The sequence below is a fragment of the Microbacterium sp. NRRL B-14842 genome (assembly GCF_050470785.1).
Map to the genome: position 1 here is coordinate 2,707,577 of NZ_JBFLUM010000001.1, position 24,246 is coordinate 2,731,822.

Annotated in this window: 23 protein-coding genes; 9 read left to right on the plus strand and 14 right to left on the minus strand. The window is 69.9% G+C overall.

The genetic code is table 11. The annotated features are described in order from the left end of the window. Nucleotides 1-765: a LamB/YcsF family protein gene (locus tag AB1285_RS13230; protein WP_268777718.1), complete on the minus strand. Its 765-nt coding sequence runs from the start codon at nt 763-765 to the stop codon at nt 1-3. 1 nt (nt 766) lies between these two features. Continuing rightward, entirely contained in the window at nt 767-2,044 is a 1,278-nt protein-coding gene (locus tag AB1285_RS13235) for an NRAMP family divalent metal transporter (RefSeq protein WP_259952916.1), read from the minus strand. A gap of 149 nt (nt 2,045-2,193) precedes the next feature. On the opposite strand from AB1285_RS13235, the gene AB1285_RS13240 reads away from it, so the two are divergent. Continuing rightward, nucleotides 2,194-2,850, plus strand: coding sequence for a GntR family transcriptional regulator (locus tag AB1285_RS13240; RefSeq protein WP_370429070.1), 657 nt, complete (start codon nt 2,194-2,196; stop codon nt 2,848-2,850). Between the two features lie 13 nt (nt 2,851-2,863). Here the strand turns inward: AB1285_RS13240 and AB1285_RS13245 are convergent, their stop codons facing one another. Further along, nucleotides 2,864-3,535: a TetR/AcrR family transcriptional regulator gene (locus tag AB1285_RS13245; RefSeq protein WP_370429069.1), complete on the minus strand. Its 672-nt coding sequence runs from the start codon at nt 3,533-3,535 to the stop codon at nt 2,864-2,866. Nucleotides 3,536-4,006: 471 nt separating this feature from the next. Between AB1285_RS13245 and AB1285_RS13250 the strand changes: the two genes are divergently transcribed. Further along, on the plus strand, nt 4,007-4,816 hold the full coding sequence (locus AB1285_RS13250; RefSeq protein WP_268777720.1) for a M57 family metalloprotease: 810 nt from the start codon (nt 4,007-4,009) through the stop codon (nt 4,814-4,816). A gap of 82 nt (nt 4,817-4,898) precedes the next feature. Here AB1285_RS13250 and AB1285_RS13255 read toward each other — a convergent pair whose 3' ends face one another. The 5 genes from AB1285_RS13255 to AB1285_RS13275 all read right to left on the minus strand — a co-directional run bounded on the left by AB1285_RS13255 (nt 4,899) and on the right by AB1285_RS13275 (nt 10,859). Next, complete coding sequence (locus tag AB1285_RS13255) at nt 4,899-5,894, minus strand: LacI family DNA-binding transcriptional regulator (RefSeq protein ID WP_187664081.1); 996 nt, start codon at nt 5,892-5,894, stop codon at nt 4,899-4,901. Between the two features lie 129 nt (nt 5,895-6,023). After that, nucleotides 6,024-7,454 (minus strand): GH1 family beta-glucosidase, encoded by a 1,431-nt coding sequence (locus tag AB1285_RS13260; RefSeq protein WP_268777721.1) that lies wholly within the window; start codon nt 7,452-7,454, stop codon nt 6,024-6,026. Nucleotides 7,455-7,459: 5 nt separating this feature from the next. Continuing rightward, nucleotides 7,460-8,350 (minus strand): carbohydrate ABC transporter permease, encoded by an 891-nt coding sequence (locus AB1285_RS13265; RefSeq protein WP_259952927.1) that lies wholly within the window; start codon nt 8,348-8,350, stop codon nt 7,460-7,462. Then, entirely contained in the window at nt 8,347-9,387 is a 1,041-nt protein-coding gene (locus tag AB1285_RS13270; RefSeq protein ID WP_187663072.1) for a carbohydrate ABC transporter permease, read from the minus strand. Before AB1285_RS13270 ends, AB1285_RS13265 begins: the two co-directional genes overlap by 4 nt. A gap of 155 nt (nt 9,388-9,542) precedes the next feature. Beyond that, nucleotides 9,543-10,859: an ABC transporter substrate-binding protein gene (locus AB1285_RS13275; protein ID WP_259952930.1), complete on the minus strand. Its 1,317-nt coding sequence runs from the start codon at nt 10,857-10,859 to the stop codon at nt 9,543-9,545. Nucleotides 10,860-11,091: 232 nt separating this feature from the next. Between AB1285_RS13275 and AB1285_RS13280 the strand changes: the two genes are divergently transcribed. The 3 genes from AB1285_RS13280 (at nt 11,092) to purQ (ending at nt 12,728) form a co-directional block, all read left to right on the plus strand. Next, nucleotides 11,092-11,622 carry an adenine phosphoribosyltransferase gene (locus AB1285_RS13280; RefSeq protein ID WP_187663070.1) on the plus strand — a complete coding sequence of 177 codons (531 nt, stop codon included), beginning with the start codon at nt 11,092-11,094 and terminating at the stop codon, nt 11,620-11,622. Between the two features lie 153 nt (nt 11,623-11,775). Continuing rightward, nucleotides 11,776-12,024, plus strand: a complete 249-nt coding sequence (purS, locus tag AB1285_RS13285) for a phosphoribosylformylglycinamidine synthase subunit PurS (RefSeq protein ID WP_050304938.1) — start codon at nt 11,776-11,778, stop codon at nt 12,022-12,024. Continuing rightward, entirely contained in the window at nt 12,021-12,728 is a 708-nt protein-coding gene (purQ, locus tag AB1285_RS13290) for a phosphoribosylformylglycinamidine synthase subunit PurQ (RefSeq protein ID WP_187663069.1), read from the plus strand. The genes purS and purQ overlap by 4 nt, the downstream gene beginning before the upstream one ends. A gap of 95 nt (nt 12,729-12,823) precedes the next feature. Here purQ and AB1285_RS13295 read toward each other — a convergent pair whose 3' ends face one another. Continuing rightward, on the minus strand, nt 12,824-14,080 hold the full coding sequence (locus AB1285_RS13295; RefSeq protein WP_370429068.1) for a hypothetical protein: 1,257 nt from the start codon (nt 14,078-14,080) through the stop codon (nt 12,824-12,826). A 215-nt stretch (nt 14,081-14,295) separates the two neighbouring features. On the opposite strand from AB1285_RS13295, the gene AB1285_RS13300 reads away from it, so the two are divergent. Continuing rightward, nucleotides 14,296-15,192: an SDR family oxidoreductase gene (locus AB1285_RS13300; protein WP_370429067.1), complete on the plus strand. Its 897-nt coding sequence runs from the start codon at nt 14,296-14,298 to the stop codon at nt 15,190-15,192. 67 nt (nt 15,193-15,259) lie between these two features. On the opposite strand, the gene AB1285_RS13305 is transcribed toward AB1285_RS13300, so the two are convergent. From AB1285_RS13305 to AB1285_RS13315, 3 genes are read right to left on the minus strand one after another with little or no spacing between them, the layout of a single operon-like run. Further along, nucleotides 15,260-16,099: a carbohydrate ABC transporter permease gene (locus AB1285_RS13305; RefSeq protein ID WP_370429066.1), complete on the minus strand. Its 840-nt coding sequence runs from the start codon at nt 16,097-16,099 to the stop codon at nt 15,260-15,262. Further along, the gene (locus tag AB1285_RS13310) at nt 16,099-16,977 is read right to left on the minus strand and encodes a carbohydrate ABC transporter permease (protein WP_370429065.1); all 879 of its coding nucleotides are present in this window, start codon (nt 16,975-16,977) and stop codon (nt 16,099-16,101) included. The genes AB1285_RS13305 and AB1285_RS13310 overlap by 1 nt, the downstream gene beginning before the upstream one ends. Next, nucleotides 16,974-18,224: an ABC transporter substrate-binding protein gene (locus AB1285_RS13315; RefSeq protein ID WP_370429064.1), complete on the minus strand. Its 1,251-nt coding sequence runs from the start codon at nt 18,222-18,224 to the stop codon at nt 16,974-16,976. Before AB1285_RS13315 ends, AB1285_RS13310 begins: the two co-directional genes overlap by 4 nt. Nucleotides 18,225-18,515: 291 nt before the next feature. Here AB1285_RS13315 and AB1285_RS13320 point away from each other — a divergent pair, with 291 nt between their 5' ends. After that, the gene (locus AB1285_RS13320) at nt 18,516-20,177 is read left to right on the plus strand and encodes a glycoside hydrolase family 13 protein (protein WP_187663067.1); all 1,662 of its coding nucleotides are present in this window, start codon (nt 18,516-18,518) and stop codon (nt 20,175-20,177) included. A gap of 68 nt (nt 20,178-20,245) precedes the next feature. Continuing rightward, nucleotides 20,246-21,253, plus strand: coding sequence for a LacI family DNA-binding transcriptional regulator (locus AB1285_RS13325; protein WP_187663066.1), 1,008 nt, complete (start codon nt 20,246-20,248; stop codon nt 21,251-21,253). Between the two features lie 104 nt (nt 21,254-21,357). Here the strand turns inward: AB1285_RS13325 and AB1285_RS13330 are convergent, their stop codons facing one another. After that, entirely contained in the window at nt 21,358-22,992 is a 1,635-nt protein-coding gene (locus AB1285_RS13330; protein WP_292793242.1) for an FAD-dependent oxidoreductase, read from the minus strand. Between the two features lie 254 nt (nt 22,993-23,246). On the opposite strand from AB1285_RS13330, the gene AB1285_RS13335 reads away from it, so the two are divergent. After that, a complete protein-coding gene (locus AB1285_RS13335) occupies nt 23,247-23,513 on the plus strand; it encodes a metal-sensitive transcriptional regulator (RefSeq protein ID WP_187663064.1) in 267 nt (88 codons plus the stop codon). Nucleotides 23,514-23,606: 93 nt separating this feature from the next. On the opposite strand, the gene AB1285_RS13340 is transcribed toward AB1285_RS13335, so the two are convergent. Continuing rightward, complete coding sequence (locus tag AB1285_RS13340) at nt 23,607-24,233, minus strand: superoxide dismutase (protein WP_025103993.1); 627 nt, start codon at nt 24,231-24,233, stop codon at nt 23,607-23,609. Between the last annotated feature and the right edge of the window lie 13 nt (nt 24,234-24,246).

A 24,246-nucleotide genomic window follows, 5' to 3' on the forward strand; every position in this document is an offset into this window, starting at 1 on the left:
TCAGACTCCGGCGAACGGGGCGATGGTGATGCCCTCCGCCTGCAGCAGGCGCTTCGTCTCCGCGGCCATCGCGACGGATCCCGGGCTGTCGCCGTGCACGCAGATCGACTGCGCGGACACGGCGACGTCGGTGCCGTCGATCGCCCGGATCATACCCTCAGCGGCCAGGCGCACCATCCGCTCCGCCACCGCGGTGGGGTCGTGCAGCACGGCCCCCTCCTCGGTGCGCGAGACGAGCTGACCGTCCGGCTGATAGGCGCGATCGGCGAAGGCCTCCGCCGCGACAGCGAGCCCCGCCCGTTCGGCGACGTCGAGCACGACGCCGCCGGCGAGGCCGAGCAGCACGAGCGAGGGGTCGATCGCCGTGATGGCCGCCACCACGTCCTTCGACTGCCGCTCGTCGCGGGCGATGGTGTTGTAGAGGGCCCCGTGCGGCTTGACGTAGGAGACCCGCCCGCCGACCGCCGCGGTGAGCCCGAGGAGGGCACCGAGCTGGTACTCGACATGTGCCTGCAGCGTGGCCGAGTCGATGTCGACCTTCGTGCGCCCGAAGTTCTCGTAGTCGCGGTACCCGGGGTGCGCACCGATCACGACGCCGCCGGCGACCGCCGCCGCGAGGGTCTCGCGGATGCCCTCCGGGCTCCCGGCGTGGAATCCGCACGACACGTTCGCACTCGTGACGATCTCGAGCATGCTTGCGTCGTCGCTGACGATCCGGTCGGGGACGTTCTCGCCGAGGTCCGAGTTCAGGTCGATGGTCGCCATGTCATGCTCCGATTCCGAGGAAGGCGAAGATGGGGCCGATCGAGACGGCGCCCATGTACCAGGTGAGCGCGGTCACGACGGTGCCCGCGATGAGCAGCCACATCGGGTACTTCCGGTCGCCGAGGAGGTCGCGGCGGAACCAGCCGATGTACATGAACACCGTCAGGCCGATGGGCAGGATCAGGCCGTTGAAGCCGCCGACGAACACGAGGATCGCGGCCGGGGCCGTGCCGATCGCGAGGTAGACGCCGAGGGAGACGACGATGAACGCGACCGTGGCGAGCTGCAGCGGCCAGCCGCCGCGGAGCTTGGCGGTGAACGTCGAGAGGAAGGTCGCCGAGGTGTAGGCGGCACCGATGACCGAGCTGATCGCGGCGGCCCAGAAGATCGCGCCGAAGATCCGCAGACCCGCGTCGCCGAGCACCGCGCCGAACGCCTGGCCGGCCGGGTTGGCGGCCTGCGAGGAGAGGTCGAGCGCCACGCCGGAGGCGACCACGCCGAGGATCGCGAGGAACAGCACGTAGCGCATGATGCCGGTCACGATGATGCCGTTGGCGGCGGCCCGCATGACGGGCTTCGCGTACTGCGGGCCCACGTGGCCGGAGTCGAGGTAGCGGTGCGCACCGGAGTAGGTGATGTAGCCGCCGACCGTGCCGCCGACGATCGTGGTGATGGTGGCGAAGTTGAGCTGGTCGGGCACGAAGGTCTGGCGCAGGGCGTCGCCGACCGGCGGTTGGGCGATGAACGCGACGACGAGCGTCATCACGATCATCGCGATGCCCAGGACGATGAGCACGATGTCCATCACCTTCCCGGCCTTCTTCACGAGGAAGATGATGATGGCGAGGGCCGCGGTGAGCGCGCCGCCGATCTTCGGGTCGATCCCGAGCAGCGCGTTGAGGCCGAGGCCGCCACCGGCGATGTTGCCGATGTTGAACGCGAGCCCGCCGATGACGACGAGCACGGCGATCACATGGCCGGAGAAGGGGATGGCGCTGTTGGCGAGCTCGCCGGCGCGCTTGCCGGACGAGGTGATCATGCGCCAGATGTTCAGCTGCACCGCGATGTCGACGAGGATCGACACGAGGATGGCGAACGCGAAGGCGGCTCCCATCTGGGCGGTGAACGTCGCGGTCTGGGTGATGAACCCCGGACCGATGGCGCTCGTGGCCATGAGGAAGATGGCGCCGATGACGGCACTGCGGCCGGCGCGCTTCTTCGCGTGGGCGGCGCGGGCTTCGTCCTCGGGGGTGAGGGCGGGGGCGGACTGCTCGGACATAGGGGGGTCCCATCGTCGTTGGTGGGTGTCGGGTGACCCCCAGTGTAGAACGGACAGAACCAGATTGTTCAACAATCATGTTTCCGTCGTGCTACAGCGCGGTTGCTTTCGTGTGATCATCGCTCGGAGACGGCCCCTACGATGAAGGCATGAACCAGCAGGGCCCGCTCGCCGACGTGCTCCGTCAGCGCATCATCGACGGCGACGTCGCCCCGGGCTCCCGGCTGTCCGAGTCGGCGCTGTCGGAGAGCTTCGACGTGTCCCGCAACACCCTGCGCGAGGCGTTCCGGGTGCTCGCGGAACAGGGACTCGTCGAGCACATCCCGCACCGCGGCGTCTCCGTGGCCTCACCCTCGATCGCCGACGTCATCGACATCTACCGGGCTCGCCGGGTCATCGAGTGCACGGCTCTCCGGCAGTCCGAACCGGAGCATCCCGCCGTCCAGCGCATGACCGATGCGGTCGCCGCGGCCGAGGCCGCCGTGGCCGGGGTCTCCCCCGACGACACGTCCGCCTGGCGCGCGGTCGGCAGTGCCAACATGGCGTTCCACGTCGCGCTGGTCGACGTCGCCGACAGCCCGCGCCTCGCCCGCACCTACCGGAACGTCGCGGCGGAGCTGCGCCTCGCGTTCCTCAAGATCGACGACCCCCGCGCCCTGCACGAGCCGTTCGTCCGGAAGAACCGCGCCGTGCTCGACACCTTCCTGACCCGCGGTGCCGAGGCCGGAGCGGCGGAGCTGGAGCGGTACCTCGTGCAGTCGGAGCGGGTCGTGCTCGGCGCGTTCGCGCGGATGCAGCTCGGCTGAGCGGCGCCGCGGCTCAGGTCGCGTCGGTCCGCAGCGCCGCTGTCGCGCGGGGTCGAGGCTCCTCGCCCCGGTATGACGCCGGCACGCCCGGCAGCGCAGCGTCCGGCTCCGGGAGCCCGTACCGGCGGTGCAGCCAGCGCCGCGCGTCCTCGAGCGGATAGGTGTCGCCGAAGACGCAGTACTTCACGAACACCCCCTCCAGGGTGCTGCGGAGCATGACCTCCTCCAGGGCCGGGTCCTCGGCACCTCGGGCGCGGAAGACGGCGCGCACGGCGTCCTCCGCGGCCGTCGCACCGTCGGCATAGCGCTGCTCCGATTCCGCGAACAGGCGATGCGTCAGCGGCTGCTGCTGCATGGCGAGCACCGCACGCTGCAAGGGCATCGCGAAGGCCGTCGCACCGATCGCCCCGTCGATGATGGCGGCGAGCATCTCGTCGGGCGTGCCCTCGACCTGCGCGAAGGCGAGGACCGTCTCGAACCAGCGGTCGATCACCGCGGCGACGAGCTGGTCCTTGCCGCCGAAGTGATAGTTCACCAGCCCCTGCGCCACTCCGGCGCGACGGGTGATCTCGGCGATGCCCGCCCCGGCGACGCCGCGTTCGCTGAAGACCTCGATCGCCGCCTGGAGGATGTTCTCCCTGGCGCGTTCGCGGGCCAGACGATTCTGCTCATCCGATCGCGCCATACGGCATCCACCTTTCGGGTCCGGCGGAATTCCCTCACGGGCCGTCTCGGGATAGATTAATCACTGAATGCTCGTTCAACCTATGGAGGGTGCGAGCACTCGCGGCGCGGGGGTTCGCCGCAGCAGCCACGGACGCGTCTCCAGCCGATGGAGGGGGAGGCGGAGATGCGTCCGTGGCCCTCCTCGACCTCCGGCATACGACGACGGACCGAGGACCAGGCCCGGTCGTCGACCACCGGTGCCGACGTCCGGCCGAGCGCCGACGGGACCTTCGGCGGTGACCCCTCGGGCGGATTCCTGACCTGAGTGCAGAAAGCGCACGACGGGCCGTGTCGCGCCTTGACCCCGTCGAAACGGCGCGGTTAGCGTGAGCGGGCTTCGGCCCCTCGGTGGCAGCGATGCTCACCGTCCGGACCGGAGACCGCTCGCCCACCGGACGCGCGGCACCGCTCAGATCGAAGAGGATCTTCCATGCGATTCACCAGAAAACTCGCGCTCGCCGCCACCGCGGCGGCCGCGCTCAGCCTCAGCGCGGTCATCCCCGCCACGGCCGCGTCGCCCGACGACTCCGCGCCCTCGTACCAGGAGTTCGCGTCGTCCACCTATCGGGACGTGGACGGCGCCTACGTCGTCAACGGCGACGAGGTGATCTCCGGCAAGAAGGAGCTGCGCGCCTTCTACGACCGGCTGATCGGCCCCGAGACCCGCAACGACGGCCTCATCGTCAACACGGTCAACAACATCGACGACAAGTGGTCGGCGTCGCAGGTGGCCAACCTCACCTACTGCGTGAGCACGAAGTTCGGCAGCCGTCACGCGGACGTCGTCCGGGCGATGGAGGGCGGCGCCGCGCTCTGGGAGTCCGCGTCCTCGAAGATCGACTTCCGGTACGTGAGCAGCGCGGACGCCAACTGCACCACGCGGAACAACGCCGTCGTCTTCTCCGTCGAGCCGGTGGCCACGACGCAGTACATCGCCCGTGCGTTCTTCCCCAGCACGCCGGCCCGGCAGCAGAACGTGCTCATCGACGACTCGATCTGGAGCGCCGGAGCGTGGACGCCGACGAACGTGCTCGGCCATGAGCTCGGCCACGTGCTCGGCTTCCGCCACGAGCACACCCGTCCGGAGGCCGGCACCTGCTTCGAGGACAACAACTGGCGTCCGCTCACCCCGTACGACTCGTCGTCGATCATGCACTACCCGCAGTGCAACGGCAGCTCGGACGACCTCTCGATGACCACCGCCGACCGCACCGGGGTCGTCTCCCTCTACGGGAACTGACCCTCTCGTCGGACTCGCTCCGGCACCACCGAGGCCCGGTCGTCCGCGATCGGGCCTCACCCGTGTCCGGGGTCGACGCGGCTCAGGCGGAACCGCGGACGACGAGCTCCGTCGGCAGGATCGTGGTGCGCGGCGGATCCTCCCCCGCGAGCCGGGAGAGCAGCACCTGCGTCATCGCCTCGCCCTGGGCGTACATGGGCTGGCGCATGGTCGTCAGCGGCGGATCGGTGGTCAGCGCCACCGACGAGTCGTCGAAGCCGACGAGCGCGATGTCCTCGGGAACCCGCACCCCGGCGCCCCGCAGCGCCGTCAGCGCCCCTCGGGCCATGAGGTCGCTGGCGACGAAGATCGCGTCCGGCCGCCCTTCCGCGAGCAGCCGGCGGGCGGCGTCGGCTCCGCTCGCCTCGCTGTAGTCGCCCTCCTCCTCCGCGAAGGGGGTGAGACCGGCGGCGGCGAGCGCGGCGCGGAACCCCTGCACGCGGTCGGTCGACGAGGGCATCGTGAGCGGGCCGGAGATCGTGGCGATGCGGGTGCGTCCGATGTCGACGAGGCGCTGCGTGGCTTCGCGCGCTCCCGCGACGTTGTCGACGTCGACCACGTAGTCCCCCTCGGCGCGGCGCACCGGGCGGCCGCCGTAGACGACGGGGACCGCGTCGGCGATCCGGTCGACGAAGGCGTCACTCGTGTGGTGCGACACGATGAGAGCTCCGTCGACGCCGCCGTTGCGCACGAAGCTGGTCATCTTGTCGCCGGGGTCGTCGCTCGCGATCAGCAGGTTCAGGAGGTAGTCGGAGCTGCGGAGGGCGCCGGTGATGCCGGCCACGATCGCTGCGAAGAACGGGTCGCCGAAGAAGCGCGACGTGTCCTCGGGGACGATGAGGGCGATCGCGTGCGTCTGCCGGGAGGCGAGGGAGCGCGCGGCCCGGTTCGGCACGTAGTTGAGCTCGTCGATCGCGGCGCGCACGGCGGCGAGCGCTTCCGGGCTGACCGCCGTCGACCCGTTGACGACCCGCGACACGGTCGACCGGGACACGCCGGCGGCCGTCGCGACCTCCTCGATGGTCGCCCGGGGCGACATCATCGCTTGCTCTCTTCCATCGCCCCATTCTCATCCACCCGGACCCTCGCCCGTGAAAATCCCCGCTTCGAATCGCCCGATTGGTCCCATCTCGGCCGCGGATGGAGCCAATCGGGCGATTCGAACGGGTCAGAGGGAGCGCGCGGCGATGATCCGGGCGTACTCGCGGCCGGAATCCTTGACCGTCCGCTCCTGGGTGTCGTAGTCCACGCGGACGATCCCGAAGCGCTTGTCGTACCCCCACGCCCACTCGAAGTTGTCGAACAGGGACCAGTAGAAGTAGCCGCGCACGTCCACACCGCTGTCCCTGGCGTCCAGCACGGCGTCGAGGTGCGCGCGCAGGAACGCGGTGCGGTCGGCATCGGGCACCCGGGTCTCCCCGTCCGCCACCACGACCGTGTCGTCATAGGCCGCGCCGTTCTCCGTCACCGAGAGCACGACTCCCGCGGGCTCGGCGTACTCGGTCCACAACCGCTGCAGCAGTCGCGTGAGTCCCTCCGGCTGGACCTCCCAGCCCTGGGCGGTGCGGGGCAGCCCGCGCTCGACCGCGTGGATGCCCTCGTGCGAGGGGTACGGGCTCCGGGTCACGTGTGCCGTCTCCGGGCCGCTGGAGACCGGGGCGTCGTCGGGCCCCGTGCCGGACACGAGGTCGCCGTGGTAGTAGTTCACGCCCTGCGTGTCGATGGGCTGCGCGATCGTGTCGAGGTCGCCCTCGTGCACCGCCGCCTCGAACCGCGCGACCGCGTCGGGGTCCACCGCGCGGATGTCCTCCACGGTGTCGACGGGATACGCGCCGCGGTAGATGGGGTCGAGGAACCAGCGGTTGAACTGGCCGTCCAGCCGCCGGGCGGCGTCCACGTCCGCGGGGTTCTGCGGGTCGGCGGGATCGGCGACCGTGTGGTTCAGCGTGATGCCGAGGTTGAGGGAGGCATCGCGACCGCGGAGCTCGCGCACCGTCGCACCGTGCGCGAGGAGCAGGTGGTGCGAGGCCAGCAGTCCCTCGGCGATGCTCGTGTGCCCCGGGGCGTGCTCGCCCCCGGTGTAGGAGAGGAAGGACGAGCACCACGGCTCGTTGAGGGTCGTCCACACGTTCACGCGGTCGCCGAGGGCGTCGTGCATGGTGCCCGCGTACTCCAGGAAGCGGTCGACGGCGTCACGGTTCGTCCAGCCGCCGACCTCCTGGAGGGCCTGCGGCATGTCCCAGTGGTAGAGCGTGAGCCAGGGCAGGATGTCGGCCGCGAGGAGCTCATCGACCAGACGGCTGTAGAAGTCGACCCCCGCCTGGTTGACCGCGCCGCCGTCCGGGCGCACCCGCGACCACGAGGTGGAGAAGCGGTAGGTCTGCAGCCCGAGCTGCTTCATCAGCGCGACGTCCTGCGGATACCGATGGTAGTGGTCGCACGCCACATCCCCGTCGTCGCCGCCGACCACGGCCCCGGGCACCCGGCAGAAGGCGTCCCAGATGGATGCCGTCCGTCCGTCCTCGAAGGCGGCGCCCTCGATCTGGTAGGCCGCGGTCGCCGCGCCGAAGAGGAAGTCCGAGGGGAAGGCACGCGTCATAGGGGTCATCCTTTCACCGCGCCCGCCATGATGCCACTGACCAGCTGCCGCCCCGCGATCACGAAGAGCACGAGGAGCGGAAGGGTCGCGAGCACCGCGCCGGTGAGCACGATCGAGTAGTCGATGTAATAGCCGGACTGCAGCTGGCTGAGCGCCGTCTGCAGCGTCGGGTTCTGGGGGGAGAGAACGATCAGGGGCCAGAGGTAGTCGGTCCAGGCGGTCATGAACGTGAACAGTCCGAGGATCGCCATGGCCGGCCGCGCCGCGGGCACCCCGACGGTGAGGAACGTGCGGAACTGGTTCGCGCCGTCGACCCTGGCGGCCTCGATGAGCTCGTCCGGGATGACGTCCACGAGGTACTGCCGCATGAAGAACACCCCGAACGCCGTCACGAGGGTCGGGACAATCACCGCGCCGATCGTCCCCGTCCAGCCGAGCTCGCGCATGAGCATGAACAGCGGGATGATGCCGAGCTGCGTGGGGATGGCCATGGTCGCGATCACGAAGACCATGAGGCCGTCCCGCCCGCGGAAGCGCAGCTTCGCGAACGCATAGCCGGCGAGGGTCGAGAACGTGACGACGGAGATCGTGATGATCGTCGAGATGAGGAACGAGTTGCCGAGCGCGAGCCAGAACGGGATCGCATCGAACACCTTCGCCGCGTTCGCGAGGAAGTTGCCGCCGGGGATGAGGGGCAGGGTCTCACCGCGGGTCGCGTTGGTCCCGCTCGCCACGACGAACGACCACCACAGCGGGTAGGCGCCGCCGATGACGAAGGCCGCGAGCAGCCCGTAGGTGAGGAAGCCGGGGCGGCTGCCGAGGCCGGCGCTCCCGCTCGCGGCGCCGCGCCGGCGGCGGATCCGCTCCGGCACGCTGAGGGCCTGGGTGGCGGTCATCGCGCCTCCTCCTTTCCGGTCGGGCGGATGCGGCGTCGGGCCGCGCGGTTCTTCGGGGCGTCTCCGGTGGCGATGCGCCGGGAGATCAGGAAGTTGATGAGGCCGATCGCGACGATGAGGAGGAACAGCAGGATCGCGACGGCCGAGGCCTCGCCGAGGTTCCGGCGGAAGAACGCCAGCTCCCAGAGGAACAGCACCGTGGTCTGGAACTGCCGATCGCTGCCGCCGATGCCGCCCGCGGTGGAGACGTCGAACAGACGCGGTTCGGCGAAGATCTGCAGGCCGCCGATGGTCGCCGTGATGATGACGAAGATCAGCGTCGGACGGATGGTGGGGATCGTGATGGCGAAGAACCGCCGCACGGCCCCGGCACCGTCCAGTGCGGCCGATTCGTAGAGGTCGCGCGGCACGGCCTGCATCGCGGCGAGGAGGATGAGGGCGTTGTAGCCGGTCCAGCGGAAGTTCACCATGACCGCGATCGCGATGTGCGACAGGAATGTGTCGTGCTTCCACTGCTGATCGGCGATGCCGACGAGGTTGAGGAGGTTGTTGGCCAGCCCGTCCGCCTCGTTGAAGATGCTCGAGAAGATGATCGCCACGGCGACCGGCGTCACCACGAAGGGGATGAGGACGCTCATCCGCCAGAACGTCGGCGTCCGCAGTCCGCGGTCCAGCAGGTACGCGATCACCAGGGCGACGGCGAGCTGCGGGATGGCGGAGAGCAGGAAGATGCTCAGCGTGTTCCGGATGGAGTTCCAGAACATGCCGTCGCCGAGGATCGCCGCGAAGTTGCCGAAGCCGACGAACGGCCCCTCCCCCTTCAACAGATCCCACTCGTGCACCGCGACCCACACCGTGTACAGCAGCGGGAAGAGGCCGATGAGCCCGAAGAGGAGGAAGAACGGGGAGATGTAGAAGTACGGCGAGGCGCGGTGGTCGAAACGGGAGACGCGGGTGCGCCAGGAGCGTCGCGGCGGAGCGTCCGCCGCCACGGGGGCGGCGGCCTGCGGCTCCGCCGGCGGGGCGGTGAGGGTCATGGGCGTGTCCTTTGCCGGGCTTCGACAGGCTCAGCCACCCACTCGGGGCGCTGGGCGTCCACTCGGGGCGCTGGGCGTCCACTCGGGGGCGCTGGGCGTCCACTCGGGGCGCTGGGCGTCCACTCTGGGTCGCTGAGCCTGTCGAAGCGAGATGATCAGCCGACGAGGTCGTTCAGCAGGCCGATCGCCTGGTCCCAGGCGCCCTGCGTGTCGGTCTCACCGCGGTCGAGTGCGCTCAGCGCCGGGCCGAAGACGTTCTCCTGGATCACCGAGTCGTCGGCGCCCTTGAACTGCGCGACGACGCCCTTGGCACGCTCGGCGAGGATGGCGCCGGTCGGCGCGTCGTTGAAGAACGCGTTGGGCGTGGCTTCGTCGGCGAGGGACTCCTGCGCCTTGATGGTCGAGGGGAAGTTGCCCGCGGCGGCGGACTGCTTCACCTGCTGCTCGGGCTGCGTCAGCCAGTCGGCGAGCTCGGCCGCGGCCTCTTTGTGCTCCGAGGACTCCGGGATCGACAGGAACGCGCCGCCCCAGTTGGCCGCGCCGCCGGGGAACACGTCCGCGAAGTCCCAGCCGGTCGACGCGTCGCCGCCGCCGGCCTCGACCTGACCCTGCACGACGCCGAGCATCCAGCCGGGGCAGACGAAGGTGGCGAAGGTGCCGTCGACGAACGACTTGCCGCCGTTCCAGTCCCACGCGGTCTGCGCTGCGGACTGACCGCCCTCGGTCGCGGCGCCGAGGAGCTCGAAGCGCTCCTGGAGCTCGTCGTTGCCCTCGACGTTCAGCTCACCGTCGGCGGTGTAGTAGCCCTCGTCGAGCTGGTTGACCATGGCGTTCCAGACGAAGCCGGAGTGGTCGTACCAGGCCTTGCCGGTCTTCTCGGTGTAGTCGGCACCGACCTGGAAGTAGTTCTCCCAGTCGCCGTTGAGCAGTTCGGCGACGGACTCGCGGTCGCTGGGCAGGCCGGCGGCCTCGAAGGCGGCGCCGTTGTAGCAGATGCCGCTCGGGCCGATGTCGGTGCCGTAGCCGATGACGCGGCCCTCGGCGTCGGTGGCCTGACCGTACTTCCAGTCGACCCAGTCGTCCTTGCGGTCCTCGATGCCGTAGTCGCGCAGGTCAACGAAGGTGTCGGAGACGTCCATGATGGCGCCGAGCCAGCCCTCCTCGATCGCGACGATGTCGCTGAGGCCGGAGCCGGCGGCGATCTTGGTGAAGGCGTCGGTGCGGGCGTTGCCGCCGGTGTCGATGTTGGTGGCCTCGATCGTCACGTTCGGGTGCGCCTTCTCGTACTCCTCGTAGAGGTCGTCGTAGCCGAAGGTGCCGAAGGTGGTGACGGTCAGTGTGACCTTCTCGTCGGCGCTGCCGCCGGTGTCGCCGTCGCCGCCGGTGCTGCCGGAGCAGCCGGCCAGGGCGAGAGCGGAGACGGATGCCACGGCGGCTGTCGCCAGGATCCGGGTGCGGGCACGTGAGTTCACGGTTCACTCCTTTGTGGGTTCGTGCGGGTGGTGGTGCGTGGGTGAGTCGTGGGAGCGCTCCCACGAACTTCCGTGAACTCTATGGGAGCGCTCCCACGATGTCAAGGGTGCGGGGGGCCGCCGGTCCCCGTTCACAACTCAGGAGAATCGGGATCCGATGCCGCCGTTCGACCGCTATCGGCCCGGAGCCCGCGAATTCTCCGGAGTTGTGAACGCGGCGTACCCTTGTCCGGTGCCCGAAGCCACCCTCTCCCCCGCCCTCACCCGCGCCGAATCCCTGATCCGCAGCATCCCGGACTACCCGGAGCCCGGCATCATCTTCCGCGACATCACGCCGCTCCTCGCCGACGCCGAGGCCCTCCGCGTGACGACCGAGGCGATCATCGAGCCCTTCGCGGGGCGGTTCGACGTGGTGGCCGGCATCGAGGCTCGCGGCTTCATCCTCGCCGGGGCGGCCGCCATCGCCGCAGGCGTCGGACTGATCCCGATCCGCAAGGCCGGCAAACTCCCCCGGCCCGCGGCGTCCGTCGACTACGCCCTCGAATACGGCACCGCGACCATCGAGATGCACGACGATCTGCCCGCGGGCTCCCGCGTCCTCCTCATCGACGACGTGCTCGCGACCGGGGGCACCCTGGCCGCCGGTCGCCAGCTCGTCGAGCGCCTCGGCAGCCACGTCGCCGGCATCTCGGTGCTCTTCGAGATCGACGGCCTCGGCGGCCGCGAGGCGATCGGCGACCTCCACACCGTCTTCCACTCCTGACCCCCTCTGCCGCCGAGACCCCGGTTTCCCGCCGACACCCCGATGTAGCGGCGGGCGCAGGGCGGGGTCTGGACGGGAGCCCGGGGTCTCGGCGGAGCATCGGCGAGCCGGTAGACTGAAACCGCCCGTCCGCCCGCGACTCTTGGAGCCGTCATGCCCACCATCGTCGTCGACGTCATGCCCAAGCCCGAACTGCTCGACCCGCAGGGCAAGGCCGTCTCCGGCGCCTTCGCCCGCCTCGGCGTCGAGGGCTTCACCGACGTCCGCATCGGCAAGCGCTTCGAGCTCACGGTCGAGGGCGAGGTCACCGACGAGGTCCTCGCCGAGGCCCGTCGCCTCGCCGACGAGGTCCTGTCGAACTCCGTGATCGAAGACGTCGTGGGCGTCGAGGTGGCGGAGTGACCGTCCGCATCGGCGTCGTCACCTTCCCCGGCTCGCTGGACGACGTCGACGCGCAGCGCGCCGTCCGCATCGCGGGAGCCGAGCCGGTCGCCCTGTGGCACGGCTCGCACGACCTCGAGGGCGTCGACGCCCTCGTCCTCCCCGGCGGCTTCAGCTACGGCGACTACCTGCGCGCCGGCGCCATCGCCGCGCTCTCGCCCATCATGAGCGAGGTCAAGGACGCTGCCGCGAAGGGCATGCCCGTTCTCGGCATCTGCAACGGCTTCCAGATGCTCGTCGAGGCGCACCTGCTCCCCGGCGGCCTGATCCGCAACGGGCACCAGCACTTCGTCCGCCGCGACCAGAAGCTCACGGTCGAGAACGCCGACACCGCGTGGACCAACGCCTTCCGCACCGGCCAGGAGATCATCATCCCGCTGAAGAACGCGGACGGCGGCTACATCGCCGACGAGCAGACGCTCGACCGCATCGAGGGCGAGGGTCTCGTGGCGTTCCGCTATGCCGGCGTGAACCCGAACGGCTCGCTGCGCGACATCGCGGGGCTGACCAACGAGGCGGGCAACGTCGTGGGGCTCATGCCGCATCCCGAGCACGCCACGGAGCCCGGTTTCGGTCCGGACACCGCCGTCGCGATGCGCAGCGGCGTGGACGGTCTCGACTTCTTCACGAGCGCGATCGCCGCCGTCGCCCGCGTCGCCGCCTGACCCCTCCGTCGACCCCCCTCTGCGAGCGTCCCACCCCCTTGCGGGCGCACCGAAGAGGCCGGGTCGACCGCAAGGGGCCGGGTCGACGGACGAGGTTAGGGGAGACGGAAGGGGTTGTCGCCCACGGCCGCGAGCAGGTACCAGGCCGTCGTGCCGGTGTGCAGGCTCGCGTAGTAGAGGTCGCCGAAGCCGGAGTCGAGTCCGTCGGTCGAAGTCGCCACGATGCCCTTGCCGTCGCCGTTCGCCGCGTCGCGCTGCACCAGTCGGATGTCGGCCAGCAGCTCCTCCGCGCGCGCCTGGTCACCAGGGGCCCCGCGTTCCTGCAGTGCGAGGGCGAGGTGTCCGCTGCCCTCGAACCAGACCTTGGACACGTCCACGTCGCTGATCGACGGGCCTCGGTAGGGACCGTCCTGGGCCACGAGGTGCGCGAGCGTCCAGTCGACGGCCGCTCCGTACCGGGCGTCCCCGGTGCCGAGGAGGCTCCACGTCTGCGCGTCGAGCGGGATCGGGCGGGTGTTGATCGTGCTGCCGTCCAGCAGCGTCCCGGTGTCCACGTGCCCGTCGGCGCTCTGCATCGCCGCGACGAAGCCTGCGGCCACCGCCGCCCGCTCCGCCCACACCGCGTCGCCCGTGAGCTGGGCGAGCTGCGTGAAGAACCCGGCGATGTCGCTGTTGTGCTCGGTGGACTTCCACTCCAGCGGCACCCCGGCATCGGTCTGTCCACCGGTGTAGCCGTGGGGCGCGCGGGTCATGTCGGCGGTGTTGTCCTGGATCCACTCCGCGATGCGCACCGCGCCGTCGAGATACCGCGTCTCGCCGGTGGCGTGGAAGAGGCGGGCGAGCGCCATGCCCACCCAGGCCTGATTGCCGGTGAAGGTGCCCGGCCCCGTGATCTCCATGCGCCCCTGGCGGATGCCGTGCGGCTCGTACGAGGTGCGGACGCGGCCGTCGGCGACCGGGTCGTTCTCCTGCACGAAGAGGAGGGTGTCCGCGACAGCTTGCGCGCGGCGCAGGTCGTCCGGCAGACCGCGGGCGGTGTAGGCGATGACGACAAGGGCGTCGTCGTAGACGAAGGAGGGCGTGAAGTCCCAGGACGGCGTGGTGAAGAATCCGCCCTCGTAGCTGCGCGGCAGGCACCGGCCCTCGCCGTCGCAGAACTCGTCGACCCGGGCGTCGAGGAACTCGTAGGCGAGCGCGACCGAAGCGGCGGGGTCGTTCACCGGGTCCGCGGGAGGCTGCACGCGCGTGCCGAACGCATCGGACACGGCGGGGGCGGCACCGACGAGCACGGCGCCGACGACGAGGGCGGCGACGACCGCCCAGGGCGCGGATCGGCGGGCGGAAGCGGACATCACGACCTCTCGACGGCAGGACCCCCGGGGGACATGCCGCGAGCGACACGGGGGGATGTTCGCCACCCTGTCATGACAAGAGGCTCGAGGGGAAGTGTCTTTCGGCCACATGCGCGTGTACCAAAGCGACCGGACGCGTGCAAGGCGTTTGCCGGACCCGGAGCGCGGGGCGCACGATGGTCCTCCCGTCCCCGACCTCCCGGAAAGGACACCCCATGTCCCGCGACCAGTACACCTTCACCAACCCGGTCGAGCTCTACGCCGACATCCAGCCGCAGAAGCAGCACATGCGCGAGCCCGGTCTCGACGCGGACCTCACCCCGAAGGCCGACCTCGGCGAGGAATCGTACCGCGGCACCGGACGACTGACCGGACGCAAGGCGCTCATCACAGGCGGCGACTCCGGCATCGGCGCGGCCACCGCCATCGCGTTCGCTCGCGAGGGGGCCGACGTCGCGATCTCCTACCTCCCCGAAGAGGAGGAGGACGCCAGCCGCATCGCCGGGATCCTCCGCGAGGCGGGTGCCACCGTGGCCACCATCCCCGGTGACCTGCGCGACCCGGAGTACTGCCGCACCCTCGTGGCCGAGGCCGTCGCAACGCTCGGCGGACTCGACATCCTCGTCAACAACGGCGGCAAGCAGGTCTTCCAGGAGTCCCTCACCGACGTGACGGACGAGCAGTTCGACGACACGTTCAAGACCAACGTGTACGCGATGTTCTGGATCACGAAGGCCGCCCTGCCGCACCTCCCCGCGGGGTCGACGATCATCAACACGACCTCCATCCAGGCCTACTCGCCGTCGGACATCCTCGTCGACTACGCGTCGACCAAGTCGACCATCAACGCGTTCACGAAGGGCCTCGCCCAGCAGCTCGCACCCAAGGGCATCCGCGTGAACGCCGTGGCGCCCGGACCGATCTGGACCCCGCTGCAGCCGAGTGACGGGCAGCCGCAGGAGAAGATCGACCAGTTCGGCCAGGACACTCCGCTCGGCCGGATGGGTCAGCCCGCGGAGCTCGCCCCCGCGTACGTCTTCCTCGCCTCCCCGGAGTCGAGCTACGTGCTCGGCGAGACCCTGAACGTCAACGGCGGCATGCCGACCCCCTGACTCCTGAGACCCGAGCGATCTCCCACGCCGCGGGGCGGTGTCCCCGCGGCGCGGGAGACTGCGGCGCTCAGGATTTCACCGCTCCGGCCGAGATGCCCGCCACCACATACTTCTGCAGGAGCGCGAACACGAGGACCAGCGGGAGAACGCCGAGGAGCGCCGCGGGGAAGAGGGTGGACGGCTCGACGGTGTTGGGATCGATGAGCGCAAAGGCGTTGCCCATGATCGTGCCGCTCGACGCACCGCGGAGGAACACGATGGGAATGAGCAGGTCGTTCCAGATCGCGAGGCTCAGGTACGTCCCGAGCGTGGCGGTGACCGGCGCCAGGAGCGGGAAGACCACGATCGCGAACGTCCGATACGGGCCGGCGCCATCGAGAGCCGCCGCCTCTTCGAGCTCGCGCGGGACCTGTCGCAGGAAGCTGGTGTAGAAGAAGATCGCGACCGGGAGGTTCATCGCCGTGTAGATGAGGATGACGCTCAGATGACTGCCGAGGATGTGCAGATCGCGGACGAGGAGGAAGAGCGGCGCCATCAGCACGTAGATGGGAACCGAGGTGCCGAGGACGAAGTATCGATACACCGCCGCGGTCCAGCGTCGGGTGATCCTGCTGAGCGGATAGCTCGCGAGGGCGCCCAGGACGATGACGAGCGCCGCCGCCCCGACGAGGATCACGAGTGTGTTGGCGAATCCGGTGAGGTAGTCCATGCGGACGAACGTCTGCACCATGTTGTCGAGGGTGAGACGGGTCGGCAGCCCCAGTGGGTCACGCGCGAAGTCTTCCGATGGCCGGAGTGCCACGACGACGGCGAAGACGAACGGCGCGATGATCGCCGCGACCGCGAGACCCAGCATGACGGTGCCGGCGGCGTGTCCGAATCGATGGCGTGACGGGGATGTCGTCATCAGGCGACCTTCTGTTCGCGTCGGCGCAGCAGGGTGGTGGTGACGGAGCTCAGCACGACCACAACGGCAAGGAGCAGCACGGCGATCGCGATCCCGTAGGCGAACTCACCCGCACCTCCGAAGATCTTCCGATAGATCAGGATGCTCATGGTGGTGGTGGCGCCCGCCGGACCGCCGTCGGTGAGGATGAACGGATACTCGAACACCTTCAGCGTGCCGATCAGGGAGAGTGTGACATTGACGGTGAGCGAAGGAGCGAGGAGAGGCCATTCGATCGCCCGGAAGCGTCGCCACCCGGTCGCGCCGTCGACGGCGGCGGCGTCCAGCAGTTCGGCGGGTAGCGCGAGGTACCCCGCGAGGAAGATCGCCGCCGAGTATCCGGCGTACATCCAGACGTTTATCGCGGCGAGAGCTCCGAGTGCCGTGGATGGGTCACCGAGCCACACGCGGTTCAGCTGCTCCAGTCCGAGGGCGGCCAGGAGACGGTTGAGTGCTCCGTCCGGCGCGTAGATGTAGGCGAAGATGAACGAGGCCATGATCGGCGCGATGAGTGCGGGCAGCAGGATGAGAACACTCCCGACGCGACGGAATCGGGGCCGATGGTAGAGGCCGCGCGCAAGCAGAAGCCCGACGAGATTCTGTCCGATGACCACGATCGCTGCGTAGAGAACCGTCGTCCCCACCGCACGCACCACCTCGGGATCCCCGATCAGTCGCTCGTACTGCTCCAACCCGACGAAGTCGCTCGCGGGACCGCCACGGCTGTCGGTCAGGCTGAGCCAGAGTCCGCTCACCAGCGGATAGATGACCAGGAGGCTGTACACGACCACGGCGGGGAGAAGGAATCCGCCCGCCACCGACGGGCGTCTGGCGATCATCGTTCGCGCTTCGCGATGTCGGCCATCTCGGACAGGAATCGATCGGTGTCGATGTCCCCGAGGAACAGGGCTTGCAGACGGGACCCGATCTTCTGCTGCACGTCGCCCGCCATCCACGTCCTGGTCTGCATCAAGCGGTAGTCACCGGCGTCGAAGCCCGCCACGAAGTCCTCCGAAGCCGCGGTGACCGGACTCGCCCCCTGCAGGAACGGGTTGATCGCGTTCTCCGCCTCCAGATAGGGCTGCAGGTTCTTCCCCTCGGCCCAGTAGTCGACGTAGCGTTGCGCGGCCTCGCGCACATCGGTCGCCGCGTTGACGCTCCACATGGTTCCGACGAAGAGGAGTTCCGCGGGTGCAGTCCCCTCTTCACCACCGGGCCACGCGATGAACTGCACGTCGAGGCCGGCGTCGAGGAACCCGGAGAGATTCCACGCACCCTGCAGCAGAAAGGCGGTCCTGCCTGCGGCGAAGTCCGCGACGCCGTCCGTCCACTCATCGCGACCGAGCTCGGTTCTCCAGTCCACCAAGCCTTCCTCCTGCAACTGCAGGAGCTGCTCCACCGCGGGCCGCCACGTCTCGAAGTCCGTCTTGCCGGTGTAGAAATCCTCGTCCCAGCTCGTCGGCACGAGCGTGGCGCCGCTGTTGAGGAACGCCATCGTGCCGGTCCAGCCTCCTTTGTCCGGAAGGGAGATCGGCGTGACTCCGGCATCCGCGAGGCGGTGCAGCGCATCCAGGAAGGCCGACCAGTCCCGGGGAACCTCCGCGATACCTGCCGCGGCGAGGAGGTCCATGTTCGCGTAGAGACCGACGCCAATCGCTTCCATGGGCATCGCCACCACGCTGTCGTCGAAGGTGACGAACGGGGTGATGTCATCGCGGACTCGATCCGCCCACGTCGCATCGGACTGATCCGCGAGATAACCGGCATCGGCGAGCGTGCCGGCGAGAGCGCTGTCGGTCATGATGACGTCCGCGGCCTCTCCCGCCAGCAGCTCTGGCTGGACCCGCTGCGCGTAGGCTTCCCCGGCGGGTATGACCTCCACGTCGAGCACGATGTCGGGATTGGCCTCCTCGAAGGCGTCGTTGATCTCCGCGAAGTTGGCGGGCTCGCCCTCCGAACCCTTCCAGCTGTAGACCTTCAAGACCGAGCGACCGTCGGCATCGCGACTTTCGTCCGTCGAGCAGCCGACGAGCATCGCGAGAGCTGATGCGGCGGTGACGACGGACAGGAATCGGCGGATTTTCATCTTCGAGCACTCCCAGCGCAGGTGGTTGTCGGGCGGCACGCGACCTCTGGTCGCCACCCGACACGAAAGGGCTCCACACATCCGATGTCTGCGTCCCCGCGGGGCCCGAGTACGGCGCGGATGCGCGGCACTCGGTAGCACGTTACCTACTTAAGTCCTACCTTTGCAATACTCTGATCGGCTTCCGGGGATGGGGAACGTCGATCACCCGTGGAGGGTCCCATCGTCTTCACCGAACCGTTTCGATACCTGTGGTGGCGGGACTGTAAGCGTTTGCAGTAGCCTGATCGCATGGCACAGCTCGAACAGATCGCAGCCCCCGGTTCCGAGTGGTGGCGCAGCGCCGTCATCTACCAGATCTACCCCCGCTCCTTCGCGGACGCGTCGGGCGACGGCATCGGCGATCTCCCCGGCATCACGAGTCGCCTCGACTCGCTGCAGGAGCTCGGCGTCGACGCGATCTGGCTCAGCCCGTTCATGACGAGCCCGCAGCGCGACGCCGGCTACGACGTGGCCGACTACCGCGACGTCGACCCGCTGTTCGGCACGCTCGCCGACTTCGACCTCATGCTCGCCGAGGCCCACGCCCGCGACATCCGCGTGATCGTCGATCTCGTCCCGAACCACTCGTCCGACCAGCACCCCTGGTTCCAGGAGGCGCTCAAGGCCGCGCCGGGCAGCCCGGAGCGCGCACGCTACATCTTCCGCGACGGCCGCGGTGAGAACGGCGAACTGCCCCCGAACAACTGGGAGTCGGTGTTCGGCGGCGGCATGTGGCAGCGCGTCACCGAGGCCGACGGCACGCCGGGTCAGTGGTACCTGCACATCTTCGACGCCACGCAGCCCGACTTCGACTGGAACAACGAGGAGGTGCAGGAGGAGTTCCGCTCGATCCTGCGCTTCTGGCTCGACCGCGGTGTCGACGGCTTCCGGGTCGATGTGGCCCACGGCATGATCAAGACCGAGGGCCTCCCCGACTACACACCGCCCACCGACGCGGACTCCATGGGCGGCGGCGAGTCGAACGTGCCGTACTGGGGCCAGGACGGCGTGCACGAGATCTACCGCGACTGGCACAAGGTGCTCGCGGAGTACGACGGCGACCGCGCGCTCTGCGGCGAGGCCTGGATGCCGACGCTGAAGGAGACCGCGCTCTGGGTGCGTCCGGACGAGATGCACCAGACCTTCAACTTCCCGTACCTGATGACGGCGTGGGACGCGAAGGCGCTCGGCGACGTGATCCGGGAGTCGCTGGACGCCTTCGGCGCGGTCGGTGCACCGAGCACCTGGGTGCTGTCGAACCACGACGTCGTGCGGCACGCCACGCGCCTGGCGCTCACGATCGACAACCCGCAGGGCGAGGGGATCGGCCCGAACACCCCGGACAAGCCGGACACGGCCATCGGCCTCGCCCGCGCCCGCGCGGCCACCACGCTGATGCTCGCGCTCCCCGGCTCCGCCTACCTCTACCAGGGTGAAGAGCTCGGACTGCCCGAGGCCATGGAGATCCCGGACGAGTACCGTCAGGACCCGACCTGGTTCCGCACGAACGGCGAGCGCTACGGCCGCGACGGCTGCCGTGTGCCGCTGCCGTGGGAGGCGGAGGCCCCGGCGTTCGGCTTCAACGACACCGGACTCTCGTGGCTCCCGCAGCCCGCGGACTGGGCGGCCTACGCCCGGGACGTCGAGGAGGTCGACCCGGCGTCGACCCTGGCCCTGTACAAGCGCCTGCTCGCCGGTCGTCGCGAGTTCGGATTCGGCACCGGGTCGCTGGTGTGGGAGGACGCCGGCCCCGACGCCGTGGCCTTCCGTCGCGGTGAGGTCCACGTGCTGGCGAACCTCGGCACGGCTCCGCTCGACCTTCCGGAAGGCGCGGTCGTCCTGCTCCGCAGCCAGCCTTTCGACGGCGCCCAGGTCCCGGTCGACACCGCCGTCTGGTACACCACGGCCTGACACCGCGGCGCCCGTGGCGCGCTCCACCCGGGGCGCGGCACGGGCGTCTCCGATCCGAAGGAACGACGATGGCGAGCATCGACGAGGTCGCCCGGCTCGCCGGCGTCTCCACCGCGACGGTCTCGCGCGCGCTGAGCGGCCGCGGGCACGTGTCGGAGTCCGCGCGCGAGCGCGTGCAGGCCGCCGCCGCCTCGCTCGGATACGTGGTCTCCTCCCGCGCCTCGAGCCTCGCGTCGGGGCGCACCCGCAACATCGGAGTCGTGGTGCCGTTCCTCGACCGCTGGTTCTTCAGCACCGTGCTGTCCGGGGTCTCCGCGGCCCTGATGCGGGCCGGCTACGACATCACGCTCTACAACATCACCGCCGACAAGGACGTGCGCCGCCACGTGTTCGACACGTTCCTGCGCCGCCAGCGGGTCGACGCCGTGATCGCCGTGTCCATCGAGCTGGACGAGGACGAGACCCAGCAGCTCCTCGACCTCGGTCTGCCCGTCATCGCGATCGGCGGCCCCAATCCGAAGCTCGACACGCTCACGGTCGACGACGTCGCCGTGGCGCAGCTCGCGACGGAGCACCTGCTCGGCCTCGGCCACACCGAGATCGCCCACATCGGCGCGAACCCCGAGTTCGACATCGACTTCCACATCCCCACGAACCGACGACTCGGGTTCGAGCGGGCACTGGCCACGGCCGGCATCCCCCTGAACCCCGCGTTCCTGGAGCCCGCGGACTTCACGGTGGAGGGCGGCTACCGCGCCGCGAAGCAGCTCCTCGGGCGTCCGGGGCCGCGTCCCACCGCGGTGTTCGCCGCGTCGGACGAGATGGCGATCGGGGCGCTCCTCGCCGCGCGCGACCTCGGCTTCGCGGTGCCGGGGGACCTGTCCATCGTGGGCATCGACGGCCATGAGCTCGGCGAGTTCTTCCGCCTCACCACGGTCGACCAGTTCCCGCTCGGACAGGGCGAACGGGCGGCCGACGCGGTCCTCGCGAAGCTCACCGACCCGGAAGCCGTGCGCCCGCCCGCCGCCCTTCCGTACGAGCTCAACGTCCGCGGCACGACCGCCCGGCTCGTCTGAGCCGGGCGGCGTTCACAACTCAGGAGTACGGCACGCGGAGACCGCGGTTCCGGCCCTGACGGGCGCAGGTGCGCCGGTTCTCCTGAGTAGTGAACGCGTCGAGCTCAGCACTCTGCGGTCGCGTCCCGCCAGGTGCGGTAGCCGCCGTCGAGATTGCGCACCTCGCGCCCGTGCTGCCGCAGCAGCCGGGTGGCGATGTGCCCCCGGAGACCGACCTGGCAGTGCACCACGAGGGGCCCGTCCGGCAGCTCGTCGAGGCGGTCGCGCAGCTCGTCGAGCGGGATGTTCCGCGCGCCGGGGATGCCGCCGTTCGCATGCTCGCCCGCGGAGCGGACGTCGATGAGGGCTGCGCCCGCCTGCACGGCGTCGTCGAGCTCGTGCCACTGGAGGGTCGGCGTGGTGCCGCTGCGGGTGTTCTCGGCGACGTAGCCGAGGATGTTCACGGCGTCCTTCGCCGAGCCGAACTGCGGGGCATACGCGAGCTCGAGGTGCGCGAGACCGGCGGCCGTGACGCCCGCCTGCAGCGCCGTGGCGATGACGTCGATCCGCTTGTCCACACCGTCACGACCCACGATCTGCGCCCCGAGGATGCGGTCGGTGGCAGGGTCGGCGAGCATCTTCATCGAGAGGGTCTCCGCGCCCGGGTAGTAGCCGGCGTGCGACACCGGATGCACGTGCACGGCGTAGAACTCGCGGCCCGCCGCACGGAGCTGCTTCTCGCTCCATCCGGTCTTCGCGGCGGCCAGGCCGAACACCTGCACGATGCCGGTGCCGAGCGCGGGGCGCGCTGACTCCTCCCGCCCCGCGATGACGTCAGCGACCATCCGGCCGTGGCGGTTGGCGAGACCGGCCATGGTCACGAGTGCCGCACCACCGCCGATGAGGTCGGCCTTCTCGACGCCGTCGCCGACCGCGAAGACGTCGGGCGCACTGGTGCGGCAGGCCTCGTCGACGGCGATTCCGCCGGTCTCGCCAAGACGGATCCCGGCGGTGCGGGCGAGTCCGACCTCGGGCACGACCCCGGAGGCGTCGACGAGGAACTCCGCAGGGAGGGTGGCACCGTCGCTCAGGGTCACGGAATCCGCGGCCGTGGCCACGACCTCGACGCCGAGTCGCACCTCAACCCCGCGGCGCCGGACCTCGGCCGCGAGGGGGGCGGCCATCTCCGGATCCAGCGGGGCGAGCAGCTGGGCACCGCGTTGCACCAGGGTGACCGCGGCGCCCCGGGCGACGAGGTTCTCCACCGCTTCGAGCCCCGTGTATCCGCCGCCCACCACGACCACCGGCAGCCCGGGGCGGAGGGCTGCGTCGATCGCATCGGCATCGGCCACGGTCCGCAGGCTCCGCGCGGGGAGGGCTCCGGTCGGCTCGTCGCCGCGGGGCCGGGCACCGGTGGCGAGCACGAGGCGGTCGTACGGGTGGGTGCTCCGGTGGCCGCTGTCGAGATCGACGACCTCGACCGTCTTGCGCGCGGTGTCGATGCCGACGACGTCGTGACGGACGCGGACGTCCAGCCGGAAGCGGCGGTGCAGCGACTCCGGGGTCTGCAGCAGGAGGGCGCCGCGCTCCTCGATCACGCCGCCCACATAGTAGGGCAGACCGCAGTTGGCGTAGGAGACCTCGGGCCCGCGCTCGAAGACGACGATGTCCGCGGACTCGTCGAGCCGTCGGAGCCGGGTCGCCGCCGACATGCCGCCGGCGACGCCACCGACGATGACGACGCGGAGTGGCGCGCTCATCGGCCGAACAGCCGGGCCAGGAGACCGCCCTTGGCCTCGTCCTTCGGATGGCCCGTGCACCAGTCCGACGCCGGCACGGTGCGGCGGACGGCGTCGACGTGCTGACCGCACCCCGCCCAGGTGGTCTTCCCGCAGGTACGGCAACGGACTGCTCGACACATGTGTTCTCTCCTCACTCGATACCCCGGTGGGTATGCAGACACTATACCCCCGGGGGTATAGTGGAGCGCACAGCCGGCCTTCAGGGAGAGACCATGACCACCGTCGACATCGACACGCAGCGCAAGATCGCCAACCGCCTCAAGCGCGCACAGGGACAGCTCGGCGCCGTGATCGCCGCGGTCGAGAGCGGCGGCGACTGCCGGGCCGTCGTCACGCAGCTCGCCGCCGTGACCTCCGCCCTGGACAAGGCGGGGTTCCAGATCATCGCCTCCGCCATGAAGACCTGCCTCGAGGACCCCGCGCAGGACGACGCCGTCCCGCTCCCCGACCTGGAGAAGCTCTTCCTCACCCTCGCCTGAACGCGACCCGGCCCCTTGCGGCCACCCCGGCCCGTTGCGGACGATCGCAACGGGCCGGGGCGCACGCAAGGGGCCGGGTCGGCGAAGAGGGGGTCAGGGGACGAGGAGACCCGCGGTCGCGGTGCGCGCCGTCTCGAAGCGGCGCTGCACGTCGGGCCAGTTCACGAGGTTCCAGAATGCCTTGACGTAGTCCGCCCGCACGTTGAGGTAGTCGAGGTAGTAGGCGTGCTCCCACACGTCGAGCTGCAGCAGCGGGATGACGCCGAGCGGCGCGTTGCCCTGCTGGTCGAAGAGCTGGAAGATCACGGGGCGGGCCCCCACCGAGTCCCAGGCGAGCACGGCCCACCCGGAGCCCTGCACGCCGAGGGCCGTCGCGGTGAAGTGCGCGCGGAAGCCGTCGATCGACCCGAAGGAGTCCGCCAGGGCCGCCGAGAGCTCGCCCTCCGGAGCCCCGCCGCCCTCCGGCGAGAGGTTCTGCCAGAACACGGAGTGGTTGATGTGGCCGCCGAGGTTGAACGCGAGGTCCTTCTCGAGCTTGTTCACCGCTCCGAGGTCGCCGCTGTCCCGGGCCGCCGCGAGCTGCTCCAGCGCCGTGTTCGCGCCGGTCACGTAGGCCTGGTGGTGCTTGGAGTGGTGCAGCTCCATGATCTTGCCGGAGATGTGCGGCTCCAGCGCGGAGTAGTCGTAGGGCAGCTCGGGGAGCGTGTACGGAGTGGACATGGTTGTTCCTTTC